Below are 14,715 nucleotides of genomic sequence, written 5' to 3'. Positions count from 1 at the left end.
CAGTTCACACTTCGCGGAGAATGCCCCCGGGGGCCGGCATCCCAGCAAAGATCACCTGGCGCCGATGAAGCAAGGCGTACAGAACCACTCCACAGGAGGACCCAGTGGCGAAGGCGAAGTTCGAGCGGACTAAGCCGCACGTCAACATCGGCACCATCGGTCACATCGACCACGGTAAGACGACCCTCACGGCCGCCATTACCAAGGTGCTGCACGACGCGTACCCGGACCTGAACGAGGCCTCGGCCTTCGACCAGATCGACAAGGCTCCCGAGGAGCGCCAGCGCGGTATCACCATCTCGATCGCGCACGTCGAGTACCAGACGGAGTCGCGTCACTACGCGCACGTCGACTGCCCGGGTCACGCGGACTACATCAAGAACATGATCACCGGTGCCGCGCAGATGGACGGCGCCATCCTCGTGGTCGCCGCCACCGACGGCCCGATGCCGCAGACCAAGGAGCACGTCCTCCTGGCCCGCCAGGTCGGCGTTCCGTACATCGTCGTCGCCCTGAACAAGGCCGACATGGTGGACGACGAGGAGATCCTGGAGCTCGTCGAGCTCGAGGTCCGCGAGCTGCTCTCCGAGTACGAGTTCCCGGGCGACGACCTGCCGGTCGTCAAGGTCTCGGCGCTCAAGGCGCTCGAGGGCGACAAGGAGTGGGGCAACACCGTCCTCGAGCTCATGAAGGCCGTGGACGAGAACATCCCGCAGCCCGAGCGCGACGTCGACAAGCCGTTCCTGATGCCGATCGAGGACGTCTTCACGATCACCGGTCGTGGCACCGTCGTCACCGGCCGTATCGAGCGTGGTGTCCTCAAGGTCAACGAGACCGTTGACATCGTGGGCATCAAGCAGGAGAAGACCACCACCACGGTCACCGGCATCGAGATGTTCCGCAAGCTGCTCGACGAGGGCCAGGCCGGTGAGAACGTCGGTCTGCTCCTCCGTGGCATCAAGCGCGAGGACGTCGAGCGCGGCCAGGTCATCATCAAGCCCGGTTCGGTCACGCCGCACACCGAGTTCGAGGCCCAGGCCTACATCCTGTCGAAGGACGAGGGTGGCCGTCACACCCCCTTCTTCAACAACTACCGCCCGCAGTTCTACTTCCGTACCACGGACGTGACCGGCGTCGTGACCCTCCCCGAGGGCACCGAGATGGTCATGCCGGGCGACAACACCGTCATGTCGGTCCAGCTGATCCAGCCGGTCGCCATGGAGGAGGGCCTGAAGTTCGCCATCCGTGAGGGTGGCCGGACCGTGGGCGCCGGCCAGGTCACCAAGATCAACAAGTAATCACTTGTTGCGTCTGACCTGGTAGCTCCGCACAGAGCACCAAGAAGGGCCCCGTCCCACCGTTCACGCGGTGGGGCGGGGCCCTTCGGCTTACAGGCTTACGGGCTTACGCGGCAGGCTCGGGCCACCTGACCATGAACACGTCCACCGGGTCCTCCCGCTCGGTCCCGAAGCCGTGCCGCTCGTACAGCCGCCGCGCGGCGCTGCCCTGGAGCACGTTGAGCCGCACCGGCACCCCTTCCGCGTCCGTACGCGCCAGCAGGCGCCGCAGTACGCCGGAGCCGATGCCCCGCCCCTGGAGCGCCGCGTCCAGGAAGAAGCTCTCCAGGCACCACCCGTCCTCGTGCGGCTTCAGCGTCACGCAGCCCGCGAAGCGGCCGTCCACCACGACGACCGAGGTGTGCTCGGGGACGTACGAGTCACGCATCCGCTGCCGCACCCGGTGCTCGTCGTAGCGGCCGAGGCGGACCAGGTCGGGGCGCATCACGACGGCGCGGAGCTCGACGATGTCTTCGAGGTCGCCGGGGGTGGCGGGGCGCAGGTCCCAGGCGCGTTCGGTGTAGGTGCTCAGCACGGTGTCCCGCAGTCGCTTGCCGCCTGCGGGCCCGCCAGGGCGTCGAGGCTGTAGCCGAGCGCGGCGAGTCCCGCGACGGCCGCCGTGAGTCCGAGTGCGGTGCGCCACCGTCCTCGTACGGCGGTGAAGGCGGCCAGGGCGGTAAGGGCTCCACCGCCCGCGAGGAGAGGCAGGCCGAGTAGAAGCACCTCCGGATTGGTCTCACCCTCGAAGGCGCCGAAGAGGCCCCTGCGGCCGTACGGAAGCCAGATCGCGAGGCCCGCGAGGGCGCCGAGCAGCGCGGTGAGGAGCCCTGCGGTGCCGGTGAGGGCTTCGCGTCGGGGGGTCGGATGCGCGGTTTCCATGTACGGGGAGACGCCCGTCCGGGCCCGGCGGTTCGGCTGGTCAGGCGGCTCTTTGGGGTTCCGCCTCGCGGCAGTCGCGGCAGTGGCCCGGTTCGGGGGCGCGGAAGACTCGGTCGCAGCGGTCGCAGTCCTGGAGGGGACGGCCTGTTCCGGGGCGTCGGGCAGTGGGGGCGGGAGGTGTGCGGTCAGGCGGTTGCGGACGAGTCCGGCCGGGTGCCTGAGGGGGGTCGGGAGGTCGCTCGTCAGCGCGTGCCGCACGGTGGCGGGGTGCACCTCGCGGTCGAGCCAGGCGGTGACTGCGGGGGCGAGGTCGCTGATCTCCCTTGCGGACAGCGTGAGTTGGGGTGCGTGGCGGCGGAGGCCGGCGAGGAGATCCGCGGCGGCCCGGTGCCGCGTCTCGACCGGGATGGGCGGCGCGGGCTGCCTGGGCGGGGCGGCGGGGGCGGGCGCGGCTTGCGTGGGTGCGGTCGTGTGCGGCTGGTTGTACGACGTCGTACGGGTGACCACCCGGCCGTCCGCCAGGCGTACGCGGTCCCGGTGCAGATACCCGGCATCCTCCAACTCCCTTAGCGCGGAGGCGATGCGGGCCTCGCTCTCCGGGAAGCGGGCTGCGAGGAACTTGATGCCGATCCTGGCGCCCGTGGGCAGCGACTGGATGTGCGCGGCGAGCCCGATCGCGGTCAGCGAGAGGTCCGCGTGCTGGGCGAGCTGGTTGCCGATCACCGTAAAGCCGGTGGTGTGGCGGACGTTGACGTGCCGGATGCCTGCGGCGGGGGAGCCGGAGGGGGCGCGAGGGGGCGCGATAACCTGCGGGGTAGCCATCAGGAAGTCGTTCTCTTCCGTGTTGGTCAGGCCCTCGGTGGAGATTGGCGTCTCGCCGGGGGCCGTCACGTTCTGTGGTGTTGTCGCGGCGAGCATATGCCAGCGAACCCGGCCCGAATCCAGCCCAGTTGCCCGAGTTCACTCGCGCGAGTGATGCAGGTCAAGACGGGGTGGGGTGGGTATTGGTCTGGTTCTTTCCCAGGTTCTTTAAAAGCCTTTTTGCGTCGCGAAGGACCGCGACCCGGTGGCCCGGGACGCGGTCGGGGGCGTCACGGTAGTCACCGTACGAGGTCGAGTTCCGCCCAGACCGTCTTGCGGGGCAGCGGCCCCTCTTCGACGCCCCAGCGGTCCGCCAGCGCCGCGACGATGAGCAGGCCGCGCCCGCTCTCCGCGTACGGGGCGGGGTGGTCCGGTACGGGGAGGCGGTCACTCCGTGTGTCCGTCAGCTCGATCCGCAGCCGCTGTTCCGGGCTGACGGTGAGGCTCAGGCGGAAGTCCCGGCCCTGCACCCGCCCGTGCGTGGCCGCGTTCGCGGCCAGCTCGGCCACGATGTGCGCGGCGGCCTCGGTGGGGAGCCCCCAGTCGCCCAAATGCGCCGTCGTGAGCAGCCGGGCGAGCCGTGCGCCCCGGCGCGTGGGGGAGAGCCGTACGGCGAACTCCCGGGCGGGAGCGGAAGTTTCGGTTCGGGTGATTTCTCGATTCACGTCACTCAGGGTGGCCGCGCGCCCCTACCGTGAACAGTGACTCGGTGCTTACGTACGGTCATTGTCCCGAGCTTGTCCAGCGTTGTCCCCGCTGTACGGGGTGACGCCCAGGGGACGTACACGGTTGAGGAAGAACGGCACGCGCGTGGAAGCGGGGCACGGATGAGTGTGGACGAGATCGGTACGGACCGGCAGCCCGACGCCGGAGCGGACGAACCCGGCTGGGACGTCGACCCCGACGACGAGTCGGGCGTCGCGGTGGTCGCCGCCGTGGGCCGCCAGATCAGGGCCTGGCGCGAGGCGGCGGGCCTGACGGCGGCGGAGTTCGGTACGCGGCTGGGGTACGGGGAGAACCTGATCTACAAGGTGGAGGGCGGTCGCCGGATCCCTCGGCCTGAGCTGCTGGACATGGCGGATGAGGTGTGCGGGGCGGGCGGCAAGATCGCCGCGATGAAGAAGGACCTCGCGGAGGTGCGGTACCCGAAGAAGGTCCGGGATCTGGCGAAGTTGGAGGCGCGGGCCGTTGAGGTGGCGGCGTACGGCAGTCATAACCTGCACGGCCTCTTGCAGACTGAGGAGTACGCCAGGGCCCTCATCGGCACGAGACGGCCCGTCCTCTCGACGGACGAGCTGGAGCGGGCCGTGGCCGCGCGCGTGGCGCGGCAGTCCATCTTCGAGCGTGTGCCCGCGCCTGAACTCAGCTTCGTCCAGGAGGAGTCCTCGCTGCTCCGCCCGGTCGGCGGCCGGGAGGTCTGGCATCGGCAGCTGGACAACCTGCTGCGGCTGGGCGAGTTGCCCTTCGTTGACATTCAGGTGATGCCGACCGCCCGGTGGGACCACCCAGGAACGGGCGGCCGCATCCAGGTGCTGAAGTTCGCCGACGGATCGGCCGTTGGCCGTGCGGACGATGAGTTCGCTGGCAGGCCCATTGTTCACCCCAAGCAGCTTCGTATCCTTGAGCTAGGGTTCGGCATCATCCGGGCTCGCGCTTTAACTCCGGAGGAGTCCATGGCTTTCATCAAGCAAGTACGGGGAGAAACATGACCCACAGGCCGACTGCCGGGGAAGCCTCTGAGCTGCGGTGGTTCAAGAGCAGCTACAGCGACAGCAGCAACCCGAATGACTGCGTTGAGGTCGCTGCCTCTCCGGGGCTGTGCACGTCCGTGACTCGAAGGACCTGTCCGTGCCGGAGCTCGCCTTCGGCACGGACGCTTGGGCGGGGTTCGTTTCGTACGCCGCTGACTCCTAGGGAGTCGTCAGTGACCTGGGCCGCCAGGTCCGACTAGGACGCGTCGCGCAGGGCGGCGGCGTGGGCTGGTCGGGCCACGTCGTCGGCCCAGGCGCCGCCGGCCCGGTCGTCCTTGCCGATTCGGGCGAACCCCCGGTCCAGCAGGCCACGGGCCTCGGCGTCCCGCTTTCGGGCCACCGCCTTGACCGCGCCGATGGCGTTCGCCAGGGCGCTGGCCGGCCGCGACCGACGCGGCGCGGACGTCCAGGTCGAGCCGCCAGAACAGCGGCACCCCCGCGAAGCGGACGAACAGAAGGCGGCGGCGGTCGGAGCGAGAGAAGTCCGGGTCGATACGGATGCTGTCGACCGGTCGGACCCCTCCCAGGGCCCCCACCGCGCGATCCAGGCAGTCCGGGAACCGGGCATCGCCGCCGGGCCCGCCGAACGCATCTGCGCAGCCGATGTTTGAAGGCGCCCTTCCGGTAAAGACGGTCGTTGACAAAATCTTTATACGACCAGGTAGGTGGGACATCATGGGCATCATCGCGTGGATCATCATCGGGCTTCTTGCGGGTCTCATCGCCAAGGCGCTCGTGCCGGGCAAGGACCCGGGCGGCATCATCATCACGATGCTCATCGGCATTGCGGGCGGCCTTCTCGGCGGCTGGCTCGGCAAGGTCATCTTCGGCGTCGACTCCATCGACGGCTTCTTCGAACTCTCCACCTGGATCGCGGCCATCGTCGGCTCGATCATCCTGCTCGTGCTCTACCGGGTCATCACCGGCAACCGCCGCCACGCCTGACCCACACCGCTCCGCACGGTCGCGAAACGGCTCCCCCAGCCACGGGGGAGCCGTTTCGCGTATCCCGGACGCCACCCGCCAACAGGTGGACAGATGGTTCACCGGCAGGGGAGCCGCGAACTCAGTCGGCGGTGGCGGGGGGCGGCAGGGGCCCCGGCTGCGCGAAGGGCCGGGGATCGCACGGGGCCGCGGCGCCCTTGATCGCGGAGTACCACGCGATGTCCTGGTCGATCTCGATCACCAGGGTGTCGCCGGGGTGGAGGGTGGCCCGCCATCCGGAATCGGTAGGAGGGCCCTTCCTCTCCGTGTCCGGCGGTGTCGAGGGCTTGATTCCGGGCATGCCCTCCACCGGCTTCCCGATGTCGATCTTCATCTCGGGGTCTGCGACGCCAGCCGGGGGCTCGATGACCTTCCCCCGGGGCCGGACGCAGGAGCTTCCGAGGGGCAGGGTGTCGATGCTCACCAGCACGCCCAGCTCGCGTACCCGCTTCACGAGTGCCTTCTGTTCTTCGGGGTCCGGGGTGAGGTCGTAGAGGGTGACGGTGACGGTGCCGTCCCCGTTCCGGTCCACGGCGTACGCCTCCGGCGTCGTGGGCGACCCGGGCAGCAGCATCGCCGCCACCGTCGCCGCGGTGGCCAGTCCGGCGACGAGCGCGAGCCGCGGTGCGGTGATCACGCGGCGCGGGCGCGGGCGCGCCGGGACGGGCTCCGGGCCGCGCGCCGCGATCTCCCGCTTCAGCTCTTCGAGCAGCCGGTCCTCGAACGTCGTCTTCATGCCCTCTCCCCTGCTCCCGCGATCAGTGCGTCCCCGGCGAGTGCCGGCGCCGGTTCGTCCGTGACGCCGCCGGCCGCCCCGCGCAGCGTCTTGCGCGCCCGGTGCAGCCGCACCCGGGCGGTCACCTGGCGCAGGCCGAGCGCCGAGGCGGCCTCGGGGAGGGTGAGCTGGTCCACGGTGATGAGCTCCAGCAGCGCGCGCTCGCCCTGCGGCAGGCCGGAGAGCGCGGCCAGGGCCCGGCGGCCGGCGGCCTCGGCGTCCAACTGCTCCTCCAGGCGCGCGATGTCGTCCGCCTCCAGCAGCCTGCGGCCCGCGATCCGGGCGCCCAGGGCCGCTTGGCGGGCGGTGCGGCGGGCCTCGGCGCCGACCAGGTTGCGGGCTATGCCGTACAGCCAGGCCGTCTCGCTGCCCCGGCCCGGACGGTAGGAGTCCGCGGAGTCGATCGCGGCGAGGAAGACCTCCGCCGTCAGGTCCGCGACCGTGTGGGGGTCGGTGACGCGCCGGGCGACGAAGCGGGTGATCGCGTCGAAGTGGCGCCGGTAGAACTCCTCGAAGAGGTCCGGGTCGCGCGCTGCCGCCGCCGGTCCGTCCTTGTCGCGGGTGTCGCTCGTCAAGGTGGTGTCTCCCAGTCCGCCGGCCTGCCTGTCACACCTACTTGGCGGCGGACGGGAAAGGCGTTACACGGGCGCGCCTCTTGAAGTTCGCTACGTCCCCGCTTCCGAGGGAGGCGCTTCCATCGGGAAGTGGATCGGGCTGAGCAGGTACTGAGTCCGCTCCGGGCTCGGCTCGTTGGCGAGTTTCGGGGCGATCGCCGCGCGCAGGCCGCCGATCAGCTCCTCCAGCTCCGCCGGGCTCAGCCAGACCGAATGCTGGCGGTAGCCCACCCGGTCCGCCACGGGATCGGCCCCCTCGCGGTCCAGGTAGGCGGTGAACTCGGCCAGCAAGGCCGTCATCGCGGTGGCGAAGGCGCGCCGGTGGTCCTCCGGGGTGAGCGCGGAGACCTCCTCCGGGCCGATCCTGGCCCGGTCCTGCCGTAGCCGGTAGTGCCGTTCCACGGCGCCGCGCACCCGGCGCTCCTCGGCCACCTCGAGGATGCCCCCGGCCGCCAGCAGGTCGATGTGCCGGTAGACGGTGGCCTTGGAGGCTTCCGGGATGCGGGCGCGGAGCTGAGAGGTGGTCAGCGTCCGTACGCCACCCATCGCGAGAACGATCCGCAGCCGGATGGGATGGGCGAGCAGGTCCAGGGAGTCCACCCGCTCACCTTCTCATGGCTGATACCTTTCTCACTCATGAGACTGGTTGAGGGCGGGGTACCGGGGACGGCGCGGCGATTCGCCGCGCTGTTGCGGACGGAGCGGTTCGAGGAATCCGTGGAGCTGTTCGCACCCGCGCTGCGGGCGGCGCTCCCCGCCGAGCAGCTGCGGCTCGCCTGGTCGACCGAGGTCGCGGGACGCGGCGGCCGCGCGGCCGTGGAGGAGCCGGTGGCCGAGGCCGGCTCGGCGCGCGTGCGCATACCGGTGCTCTGCGCCGAGGGCGGATTCACCGTGGTCACGTCGGTCGGTGACGACGGGCTGTTGCAGGGGCTGCGGTTCGACACGCAGGGCGACGCCGCGTGGGAGCCGCCGGGTTACGTGGACGAGGACCGGTTCACCGAGTGCGACGTCGTCGTGGGCGACGGGCCGCTCGCCGTCCCCGGCACGCTCACCCTGCCCGTGGGCGAGGGGCCGTGGCCCGCCGTGGTCCTGCTCAGCGGCGGCGGCGCGTTCGACCGGGACGAGACCATCGGCGCGAACAAGCCGCTGAAGGACCTCGCGTGGGGCCTCGCCTCCCGGCAGGTGGCCGTCCTGCGCTTCGACAAGGTGACCTTCGCCCACCCGGACCTTCTGCCGCCGGACTTCACGATGGCCGACGAGTACGTGCCCCACGCGCTCGCCGCCGTCCGGCTGCTGCGGCAGCGGCCCGAGGTGGCCCCGGACCGGATTCACCTGCTGGGGCACAGCATGGGCGGCAAGGCGGCGCCCCGGATCGCCGCGGCCGACCCGTCCGTAGCGGGCCTGGTGCTGCTCGCCGCGGACACGCAGCCGATGCACGAGGCGGCCGTCCGGGTGGCCCGCCACCTGGCAGAACTCGCCCCCGGGCCGGCCGCCGACGCGATGGTGTCGACCCTGGTCCGGCAGGCCGCCGCGGTGGCGGACCCGGGGCTCACGCCCGACACGCCCCCGGAGTCGCTGCCGCTGGGCTTCTCCGCCTCCTACTGGCTCGACCTGCGCGCCTACGACCCGTCGGCCACGGCCGCCCGGCTGCACCGCCCGATGCTGATCCTCCAGGGCGGCCGGGACTACCAGGTGACCGTCGCCGACGACCTCGCGGGCTGGCGGCGCGCCCTCGCGGACCGCCCGGAGGTGTCGATCCGCGTCCACGAGCGCGCCGACCACCTCCTCTTCGCCGGAAGCGGCCCGTCCACCCCGGCCGACTACGCGCGGCCCGGCCATGTGGACCCCGGGGTGGTGGACGACGTGGCGAACTGGCTGACGCGGCGCGCGACCCCGTAGCGCCCGCCCTCAGGTGTCGCGCGGACGCGCCACCGGGTTCGGGCCGGGGCGCAGCGACGCCCCCCTGAGCCCGCGCAGGACCTCCGCCCCGATCTCCGCCAGGCGGTGCGCCTCCGGGGGTGTCGCGCCCAGGCCGATCGCGTAACCCGTGTGGTCGGGGGTCGTGATCGGGCGGGGCCAGACGCGGGTGTCGGGGGCGCCGGCTTCCGCGAGGGCGGCGGTCAGGGCCAGGAGGCGGCCTCGCAGGCGCCCCTCCTCGGACGGGGCCGCCGCCGCGAGAGCCCAGGCGGTGTGCTCCGTGAGCGGGGGCGGGGCGCAGAGCGCGGCCGGTTCCGTGTCCAGCAGCTCCCAGGCCCGGAACAACTCCGCCGTCAGCACGTCACGCCCCGCGGCGCTCACCTGGGCCGTGCAGGAGCGGACCGGTGCCGTCGGCGTGTACACCGTGACCGGGTCGCCCGTCGCCGGGCCCCCGCCCACCGGTTCGCGCCAGTCCCATGCCGCCCAGGTCGCGAAGAAGTCCCGGAGGCCGCCGCCCCCGTGTGCCGTACGGGCCGCGAGGGTCGCCCAGGCGATGCCCGGCAGGCCGCCGCACGGCGCGGAGTCCAGGCCCCGCGCCGCCGCCCACTCCTTCACGCCCCGCGCGAGCGCGGTGAACGCCTCCTGACGCGGGAACGCCTCCGCGTCGCTCACCGCGCTCAGCGCGACGGCCGCCGCCTCGCCCAGCTCCGCGCGGCGCGCCACCGCTTCGGCCGGGGGCACGGTCCCCGTCGCCACGGTGACCAGGTCCACCCGCAGCCCGTCCACGTACCAGCGCAGCCCGGGGACACGGGCCCCGCTCACCTCGCGCAGGTCCCGCGCCTCCGGGAAGGCGGCCGCGAGCCGGTCCCGTACGCCCGTGACGTCGGGGAGCGCCGCCACCAGGTCCAGGTCGGCGCCGGGGAGTGCGCAGCCCATGCGCCGCGAGCCGACGAGGTGGACGTGCGCGCCGGGGAGGGCGGCGGCGACGCGTTCCGCCACCTCTTCGGTGTGGAGGGAGGCCGCGCCGAGCCCCACCCGTACCCCGTAGTGATCCGACACATGCAGGCCACCCGGCCCGGGCTCTTCCCCGAGCAGGGTCGCCGTACACGCCCGCAGCCGGTCCGTACGCAGCAGTACGCGGTCCAGCCGCGACACCCGCCCCGACAGGGACGAGATCGCGGCCAGCGGATTGGCCGACGGGTCGAAGGTCGGGGTGTCGTCGGCGGGGCCGTGCACCTCCGTCCACGCGTCCGCCATCGCCAGGCGGGTCTGCGGATGGTCGCCGCCGTCGTTGAAGTCGCCGACCAGGACGAGTTCGCCCTCCACCGCCGCCAACCCCGTGGCCAGGTCGGCCAGTTCGGCGTCCCGGCGGGCCGCGCCCTCGGGGGAGTGGTCGCTGCTGAGATGCGTGACGGCCACCGTGACCGGGCCGTCCGCCGTTTCCACGACCGCCGCCGCGACCGCCTTGTGCGGGCCCAGTACGTGCACCGCCGCCTCGCTCACCGGCAGGCGGCTGAGCAGCAGCAGGCCGTGATCGGGGACGTCGTGGCCGGCCGGGTCGGTCGCGAGGGTGTAGTGAGCACTCACCCACTCGCAGCGCAGCAGCAGCGCGAGCAGCGCCGGCTCCACCTCCTGGAGCGCGATCACGTCCGCGTCCGCCGCGCGCAGCGCCTCGGCCAGCAGGGGGCGGCGGCGCGCGGTGTCGATGCGGTCGCTGTCGTAGCGGTCCCAAAGGGTGTTCCAGGTGAGGACCGTCAGCGGACCCGGCGGACCCTTCGCGCCGGTCGGCGCCACGGACCAGGTGCCCGTCGCGGGGGAGTACGCGTGCGGGGTCCGGGCCGTGAAGTACGGGGAAGGCAGGCGGCGCGCCTCCCGTATCCGCCCGGCGTCCGTCGCGTCGATGCGGTCCGTGCCCGTCGCCCGGTCCCAGACGACCTCGCCGTCCGCCTCGAAGAAGAGGACCCGGTGCCAGGGGATGTCGCCGCCCGGCGTGAACCGGTCCAGCGGCACCCGCTTCGGCTCCCGGCCCCGCTGCGCCACGCCCAGCACGAAGCGCGCCGGGTCGAAGCGGGCGTCCCAGCGGACCCGGTGGTAGATCTCCTCGCTCGTACGCATCAGGCCCGGTCCTCCACGGTTCCGCTGGTGCCGATGTACCAGGTGCGGTGCGCCTGGCCGGGATACGGGGGCACGAACCGGTGCAGCTGCGACGCCAGCACCTGCGGCGGTACGGGGTGCTCCCGGCGCCCGTTGCGCGCGGCCAGCTCCGCCTCGCCGATCCACGCCACGGCGTGCGTCACCAGCGCGTCGCGGCGGCGGGCGACCGCGTGGACCAGGGAGCGCTGGTGCGGGTTGAGCGAGGTGGCGTCCCAGACCACCGTCGCGCCGGGGACGAGGGCCGCGTCCAGCCGGTCCAGGCCCTCGCGCAGCACGTCCCCGTTGGCGCTCTGGTCGGCCCGCGAGCCCCTTGCCATGCGCAGATCGTCCAGCGAGATGTACGCGGCGACCCCCGGCAGGCCCCGGGCGAAGGTGCTCTTGCCGCTGCCCGAGGGCCCGGCCAGCTGGACCAGGCGCGGGAAGTCCCCGGACCGCCACCGCCAGGTCGCGGCGACGGCCTCCTCGGCGGTGGCGATACGGCCGTCCGCGTACGCCTCGCGGGCCTGCGCCAGGCAGCGCGCGGCGGCCTCCGGCCCGAGCCCGGCGAACGCCTCGGCCAGCCCGTCCGGCTCCCGCACCTCCTCCGCGTGCAGCGCCGACCACTCGACCTGCTCCCGCGCCCCGGCGGTGTCCGCCAGCACCCCGGACACCGCGTGCAGCACGGACAGGTCGGCGGCGAGCGCCATCCGGGCCAGCCCGGCGCGCCGCTCCTCGTCGGGGTAGGGCCGGTGCAGCCCGGGGGCCAGCCCGACGAGGTCCGCGACGCGCCGGGCGAGCGGCATGCCGACGCTGGGGGCGAGGAGCGGCGCGAGGGCGGTGCGGCGGGTGCCGTGCAGCAGCGCGGCGAGGACACCGGCGAGCCGGTCGTCCCCGGTGCGGCCGAGGGCGTCCAGGGCGTCGGCGGCGGCGAGGGCCTTCTCCGGCCCGTCTCCCGGACCGGCGCCCACCGCCGCCGCCAGCGCCGCCGGGTCGACGGGCGCTCCGGACCGTACGGACCAGAGCGCCGCCGCGGGCCCGAGCCCGTTCTCCACGACCTCCGCGTGCATCCAGTGCGTATCGGTCACCACATGGCCCGGCCGCACCCACTTCCCGACGACGCGCCCGAACAGCGCGGCCGGGAAGCTCGCGGCCGGCCGGACGACGTACCCCTCCTGCCGCCCGGTGTCCGGCTTCAGCGCGCGCAGCGCCTTCGCGTCGAAGACCCCGCGCCACAGCACCGGGGGCGCCGGGATGCCCAGGGAGCGCAGGAAGCCCACGGTCCGGTCCCAGCCGAGACAGCGGTCGCCGTCCCACACGGAGAACCCGTAGAAGTGGCTCTCCAGCGCGTCGTACGCCAGGGAGTGCCGCGCGAACATGTTCTCGCCGCAGATCCGCCACCCCTGTGGGATCCGGGGACCGACGCGGGCCTGGAGGGCCTTCACCCAGGTCCGCGACGGATGGTGCGCCGAGTCCAGCGAACGGGCGTGCAGCCCGTCGGCGTACAACGTGGTGTTCTCCCCGTCCAGCTTCTCGGTGACGACGACCTCGGTCCCGGCCAGCGCCGCCAGGTCGGTCATCCGCACGTCGTCGGAGGTGGCCCCGGGCGACCAGGGCAGATGAGCCGTCCGTGGATAGTGCGTCCGCATGCTCTTCCGCCCCCGTGCCGTTGCCGTATCCGGTCGGAAACTGTAGGGGCGGGGGGCTCGCGCGTACGAACGAATTACGCGGGCGGGTCAGTGCGGCAGCGCCGCCCCGAACGCGTCGCCGTCGCTGCCCGCCGAGAAACCGAGGTCGGCCTCCGCGAGGGCCGTGGCCGACTCCAGGGTGCCGGGCTTGACCTTGAGCACGGTGACGGTCCCGGCCGCGTTGCCGGGGGCGCCGACCAGCGGTTCGACGCGGCCGTTGCCATCGGTGTCCAGGGCCCCGACCGTCCAGCCGAAGTGGTCGCCGACGGCCGGGTCGCCGGGCACCTTGTCGGTGTCCTGGTCGATCCACAGTGCGCCCTTGGTCGTGACACCACCGGTCGCGTTGCCGAAGAGGATCATGGAGGCGCCGGCACCGGTCGCGGAGCCGATCGCCTCGCTGCGCATGCCGACGACGAGGTCGTCCGTGCCGTCCCCGTCGAAGTCGCCCGAGGCGAGGCTGGACGCGAAGTAGTCCTCCATCTCGGGTGCGCCGGAGATGCCGGGGGAGTCCTGGTCGAAGAGCTTCACGCGGCTGGTGGCGGACAGGCCTTGGGAGCTCCCGTAGAAGACCGCGAGCCGTCCGGCCGCGCCCTTCCCGCCGACCTGCTCGTCGGACACGCCGACAGCGACGTCCGCGTAGGCGTCGTCGTTGAAGTGGCCTACCGCCAGCGCGCTGCCCGCGAATTCGCCGATGCCGTCGACGTTGCCGGAGTCGATGTAGCCGCCGGCGGCCGGGGCCCCGTTCTTGATGGGGCCGTACAGGATGTGCAGCGAGCCCCGGTCGGAGCTGCCGGCTATCTGCTCGCCGATGGTGGCGGAGATCAGATCTCCGACGCCGTCGCCGTTGACGTCGGCCACGGCGAGCTGCTCGCCGAAGCGGTCCTCCTTCTCGGGGCCGCCGGGCACGTTCGCCGTGTTCTGGTCGATCTGGATGGTGTCCTTGGCGTTCAGGCCGGTGGACGTGCCGAACATGATCTTGATGGTGCCAGCGTTGGACGCGCCCCCGGCGCTGTCGAGGGGCTGGCCGATGGCGAGGTCGCAGTAGCCGTCGCCGTTGACGTCACCGGTGGCCAGGGTGTACGCGAAGATCTCGTCCTTGGCCACCGCGCCCGGGTAGGACGCCGTGTCCTCGCTGAAGGTCTCGGTCGTGGAGTTGTAGATCCCGCCGGAGCCGCCGTAGTGGACGCTCAGCATCCCGGCCCCCTCGACGTCCCCGATCGCCTCCATCGGCGAGGCCACCGCGAGGTCGGCGTACCCGTTGTTGTCGAAGTCGCAGCTAGCCACCGACTGGCCGAAGGCGTCGTCGTTCTCCGGGTCGCCCCCCACGCCCGGAGACGCCTGGTCGATGCGGACCGCGCTGCGGGAGGGCCCGGTGGAGGTGCCGTTGGCGATGATGACCGAACCGGCGCCCGCGTGGCCCGACACGGTGTTTCCGGGCAGGCCGACGACGAGGTCCGGCTTGCCGTCGCCGTTGAAGTCATAGGGCTTGGCCGCATGGCCGGAGCCGGCCGTGAGGGCGACCGTCGCCACCACGCCCACGGAGGCGAGCAGGGCGACGGCCGCATGCCACGCCTTGGGCCGACGCTTCGTTGCCTTCTCTTCGGCCATGACTGTCCTTCACTCGTCTCCGGGGCATGCCGAGTTCGCTCCATGGCCGGTTTCCGCACCATGAGTGCCTCACGCGGAAGGCGGGAACGGAGTGGCCCGCGGCGCGGTCCGCGCGATCGACGTCGCAGGCTATCCCGTTGATCATCTCGACTTGATCACGGTCGGGCGGTC

At 72.5% G+C, this 14,715-nt stretch carries 14 protein-coding genes and 2 pseudogenes; 5 read left to right on the top strand and 11 right to left on the bottom strand.

Features of this window, described 5'->3' with window-relative positions; all coding sequences use genetic code 11:
- The first annotated feature begins 104 nt into the window (after positions 1 to 104).
- Positions 105 to 1,298 carry an elongation factor Tu gene (gene tuf, locus NEH16_RS12810; protein ID WP_018101246.1) on the top strand — a complete coding sequence of 398 codons (1,194 nt, stop codon included), beginning with the start codon at positions 105 to 107 and terminating at the stop codon, positions 1,296 to 1,298.
- A 106-nt stretch (positions 1,299 to 1,404) separates the two neighbouring features.
- Here the strand turns inward: tuf and NEH16_RS12805 are convergent, their stop codons facing one another.
- The 4 genes and pseudogenes from NEH16_RS12805 to NEH16_RS12790 form a co-directional block, all read right to left on the bottom strand.
- Complete coding sequence (locus tag NEH16_RS12805) at positions 1,405 to 1,869, bottom strand: GNAT family N-acetyltransferase (RefSeq protein ID WP_265547170.1); 465 nt, start codon at positions 1,867 to 1,869, stop codon at positions 1,405 to 1,407.
- Positions 1,866 to 2,216: a hypothetical protein gene (locus NEH16_RS12800; protein ID WP_265542140.1), complete on the bottom strand. Its 351-nt coding sequence runs from the start codon at positions 2,214 to 2,216 to the stop codon at positions 1,866 to 1,868. Before NEH16_RS12800 ends, NEH16_RS12805 begins: the two co-directional genes overlap by 4 nt.
- Positions 2,217 to 2,256: 40 nt before the next feature.
- A pseudogene (locus NEH16_RS12795) lies at positions 2,257 to 3,038 on the bottom strand (helix-turn-helix domain-containing protein).
- Positions 3,039 to 3,316: 278 nt separating this feature from the next.
- A complete protein-coding gene (locus tag NEH16_RS12790) occupies positions 3,317 to 3,742 on the bottom strand; it encodes an ATP-binding protein (protein ID WP_265542138.1) in 426 nt (141 codons plus the stop codon).
- 162 nt (positions 3,743 to 3,904) lie between these two features.
- Here NEH16_RS12790 and NEH16_RS12785 point away from each other — a divergent pair, with 162 nt between their 5' ends.
- Together NEH16_RS12785 and NEH16_RS12780 are read left to right on the top strand one after the other, a co-directional pair.
- Entirely contained in the window at positions 3,905 to 4,786 is an 882-nt protein-coding gene (locus NEH16_RS12785) for a helix-turn-helix domain-containing protein (RefSeq protein WP_265542136.1), read from the top strand.
- Positions 4,783 to 4,991 (top strand): annotated as a pseudogene (locus tag NEH16_RS12780) (DUF397 domain-containing protein). Before NEH16_RS12785 ends, NEH16_RS12780 begins: the two are co-directional and overlap by 4 nt.
- Before the next feature lie 33 nt (positions 4,992 to 5,024).
- Here NEH16_RS12780 and NEH16_RS12775 read toward each other — a convergent pair.
- Positions 5,025 to 5,168: a hypothetical protein gene (locus tag NEH16_RS12775; protein WP_265542134.1), complete on the bottom strand. Its 144-nt coding sequence runs from the start codon at positions 5,166 to 5,168 to the stop codon at positions 5,025 to 5,027.
- Positions 5,169 to 5,503: 335 nt separating this feature from the next.
- Between NEH16_RS12775 and NEH16_RS12770 the strand changes: the two genes are divergently transcribed.
- On the top strand, positions 5,504 to 5,773 hold the full coding sequence (locus NEH16_RS12770) for a GlsB/YeaQ/YmgE family stress response membrane protein (protein WP_073964445.1): 270 nt from the start codon (positions 5,504 to 5,506) through the stop codon (positions 5,771 to 5,773).
- Positions 5,774 to 5,894: 121 nt separating this feature from the next.
- Here the strand turns inward: NEH16_RS12770 and NEH16_RS12765 are convergent, their stop codons facing one another.
- The 3 genes from NEH16_RS12765 to NEH16_RS12755 all read right to left on the bottom strand — a co-directional run bounded on the left by NEH16_RS12765 (position 5,895) and on the right by NEH16_RS12755 (position 7,801).
- Entirely contained in the window at positions 5,895 to 6,548 is a 654-nt protein-coding gene (locus NEH16_RS12765) for a hypothetical protein (protein WP_265542132.1), read from the bottom strand.
- A complete protein-coding gene (locus tag NEH16_RS12760) occupies positions 6,545 to 7,162 on the bottom strand; it encodes an RNA polymerase sigma factor (protein WP_265542130.1) in 618 nt (205 codons plus the stop codon). Before NEH16_RS12760 ends, NEH16_RS12765 begins: the two co-directional genes overlap by 4 nt.
- Positions 7,163 to 7,252: 90 nt before the next feature.
- Positions 7,253 to 7,801, bottom strand: a complete 549-nt coding sequence (locus tag NEH16_RS12755) for a helix-turn-helix domain-containing protein (protein WP_265542128.1) — start codon at positions 7,799 to 7,801, stop codon at positions 7,253 to 7,255.
- Between the two features lie 36 nt (positions 7,802 to 7,837).
- Here NEH16_RS12755 and NEH16_RS12750 point away from each other — a divergent pair, with 36 nt between their 5' ends.
- Positions 7,838 to 9,100, top strand: coding sequence for an alpha/beta hydrolase family protein (locus NEH16_RS12750; protein ID WP_265542126.1), 1,263 nt, complete (start codon positions 7,838 to 7,840; stop codon positions 9,098 to 9,100).
- A 9-nt stretch (positions 9,101 to 9,109) separates the two neighbouring features.
- Here NEH16_RS12750 and NEH16_RS12745 read toward each other — a convergent pair whose 3' ends face one another.
- The 3 genes from NEH16_RS12745 to NEH16_RS12735 form a co-directional block, all read right to left on the bottom strand.
- Positions 9,110 to 11,233, bottom strand: a complete 2,124-nt coding sequence (locus NEH16_RS12745) for an RNA repair domain-containing protein (RefSeq protein ID WP_265542124.1) — start codon at positions 11,231 to 11,233, stop codon at positions 9,110 to 9,112.
- Entirely contained in the window at positions 11,233 to 12,897 is a 1,665-nt protein-coding gene (locus NEH16_RS12740) for an RNA ligase family protein (protein WP_265542123.1), read from the bottom strand. The genes NEH16_RS12745 and NEH16_RS12740 overlap by 1 nt, the downstream gene beginning before the upstream one ends.
- Before the next feature lie 87 nt (positions 12,898 to 12,984).
- On the bottom strand, positions 12,985 to 14,544 hold the full coding sequence (locus tag NEH16_RS12735) for an FG-GAP and VCBS repeat-containing protein (protein ID WP_265542121.1): 1,560 nt from the start codon (positions 14,542 to 14,544) through the stop codon (positions 12,985 to 12,987).
- Between the last annotated feature and the right edge of the window lie 171 nt (positions 14,545 to 14,715).

It is taken from the genome of Streptomyces drozdowiczii, assembly GCF_026167665.1.
Taxonomy (GTDB): domain Bacteria; phylum Actinomycetota; class Actinomycetes; order Streptomycetales; family Streptomycetaceae; genus Streptomyces; species Streptomyces drozdowiczii_A.
The sequence above is the reverse complement of the archived record's forward strand: the minus strand, read 5'-3'. Positions and strand labels throughout refer to the sequence as shown.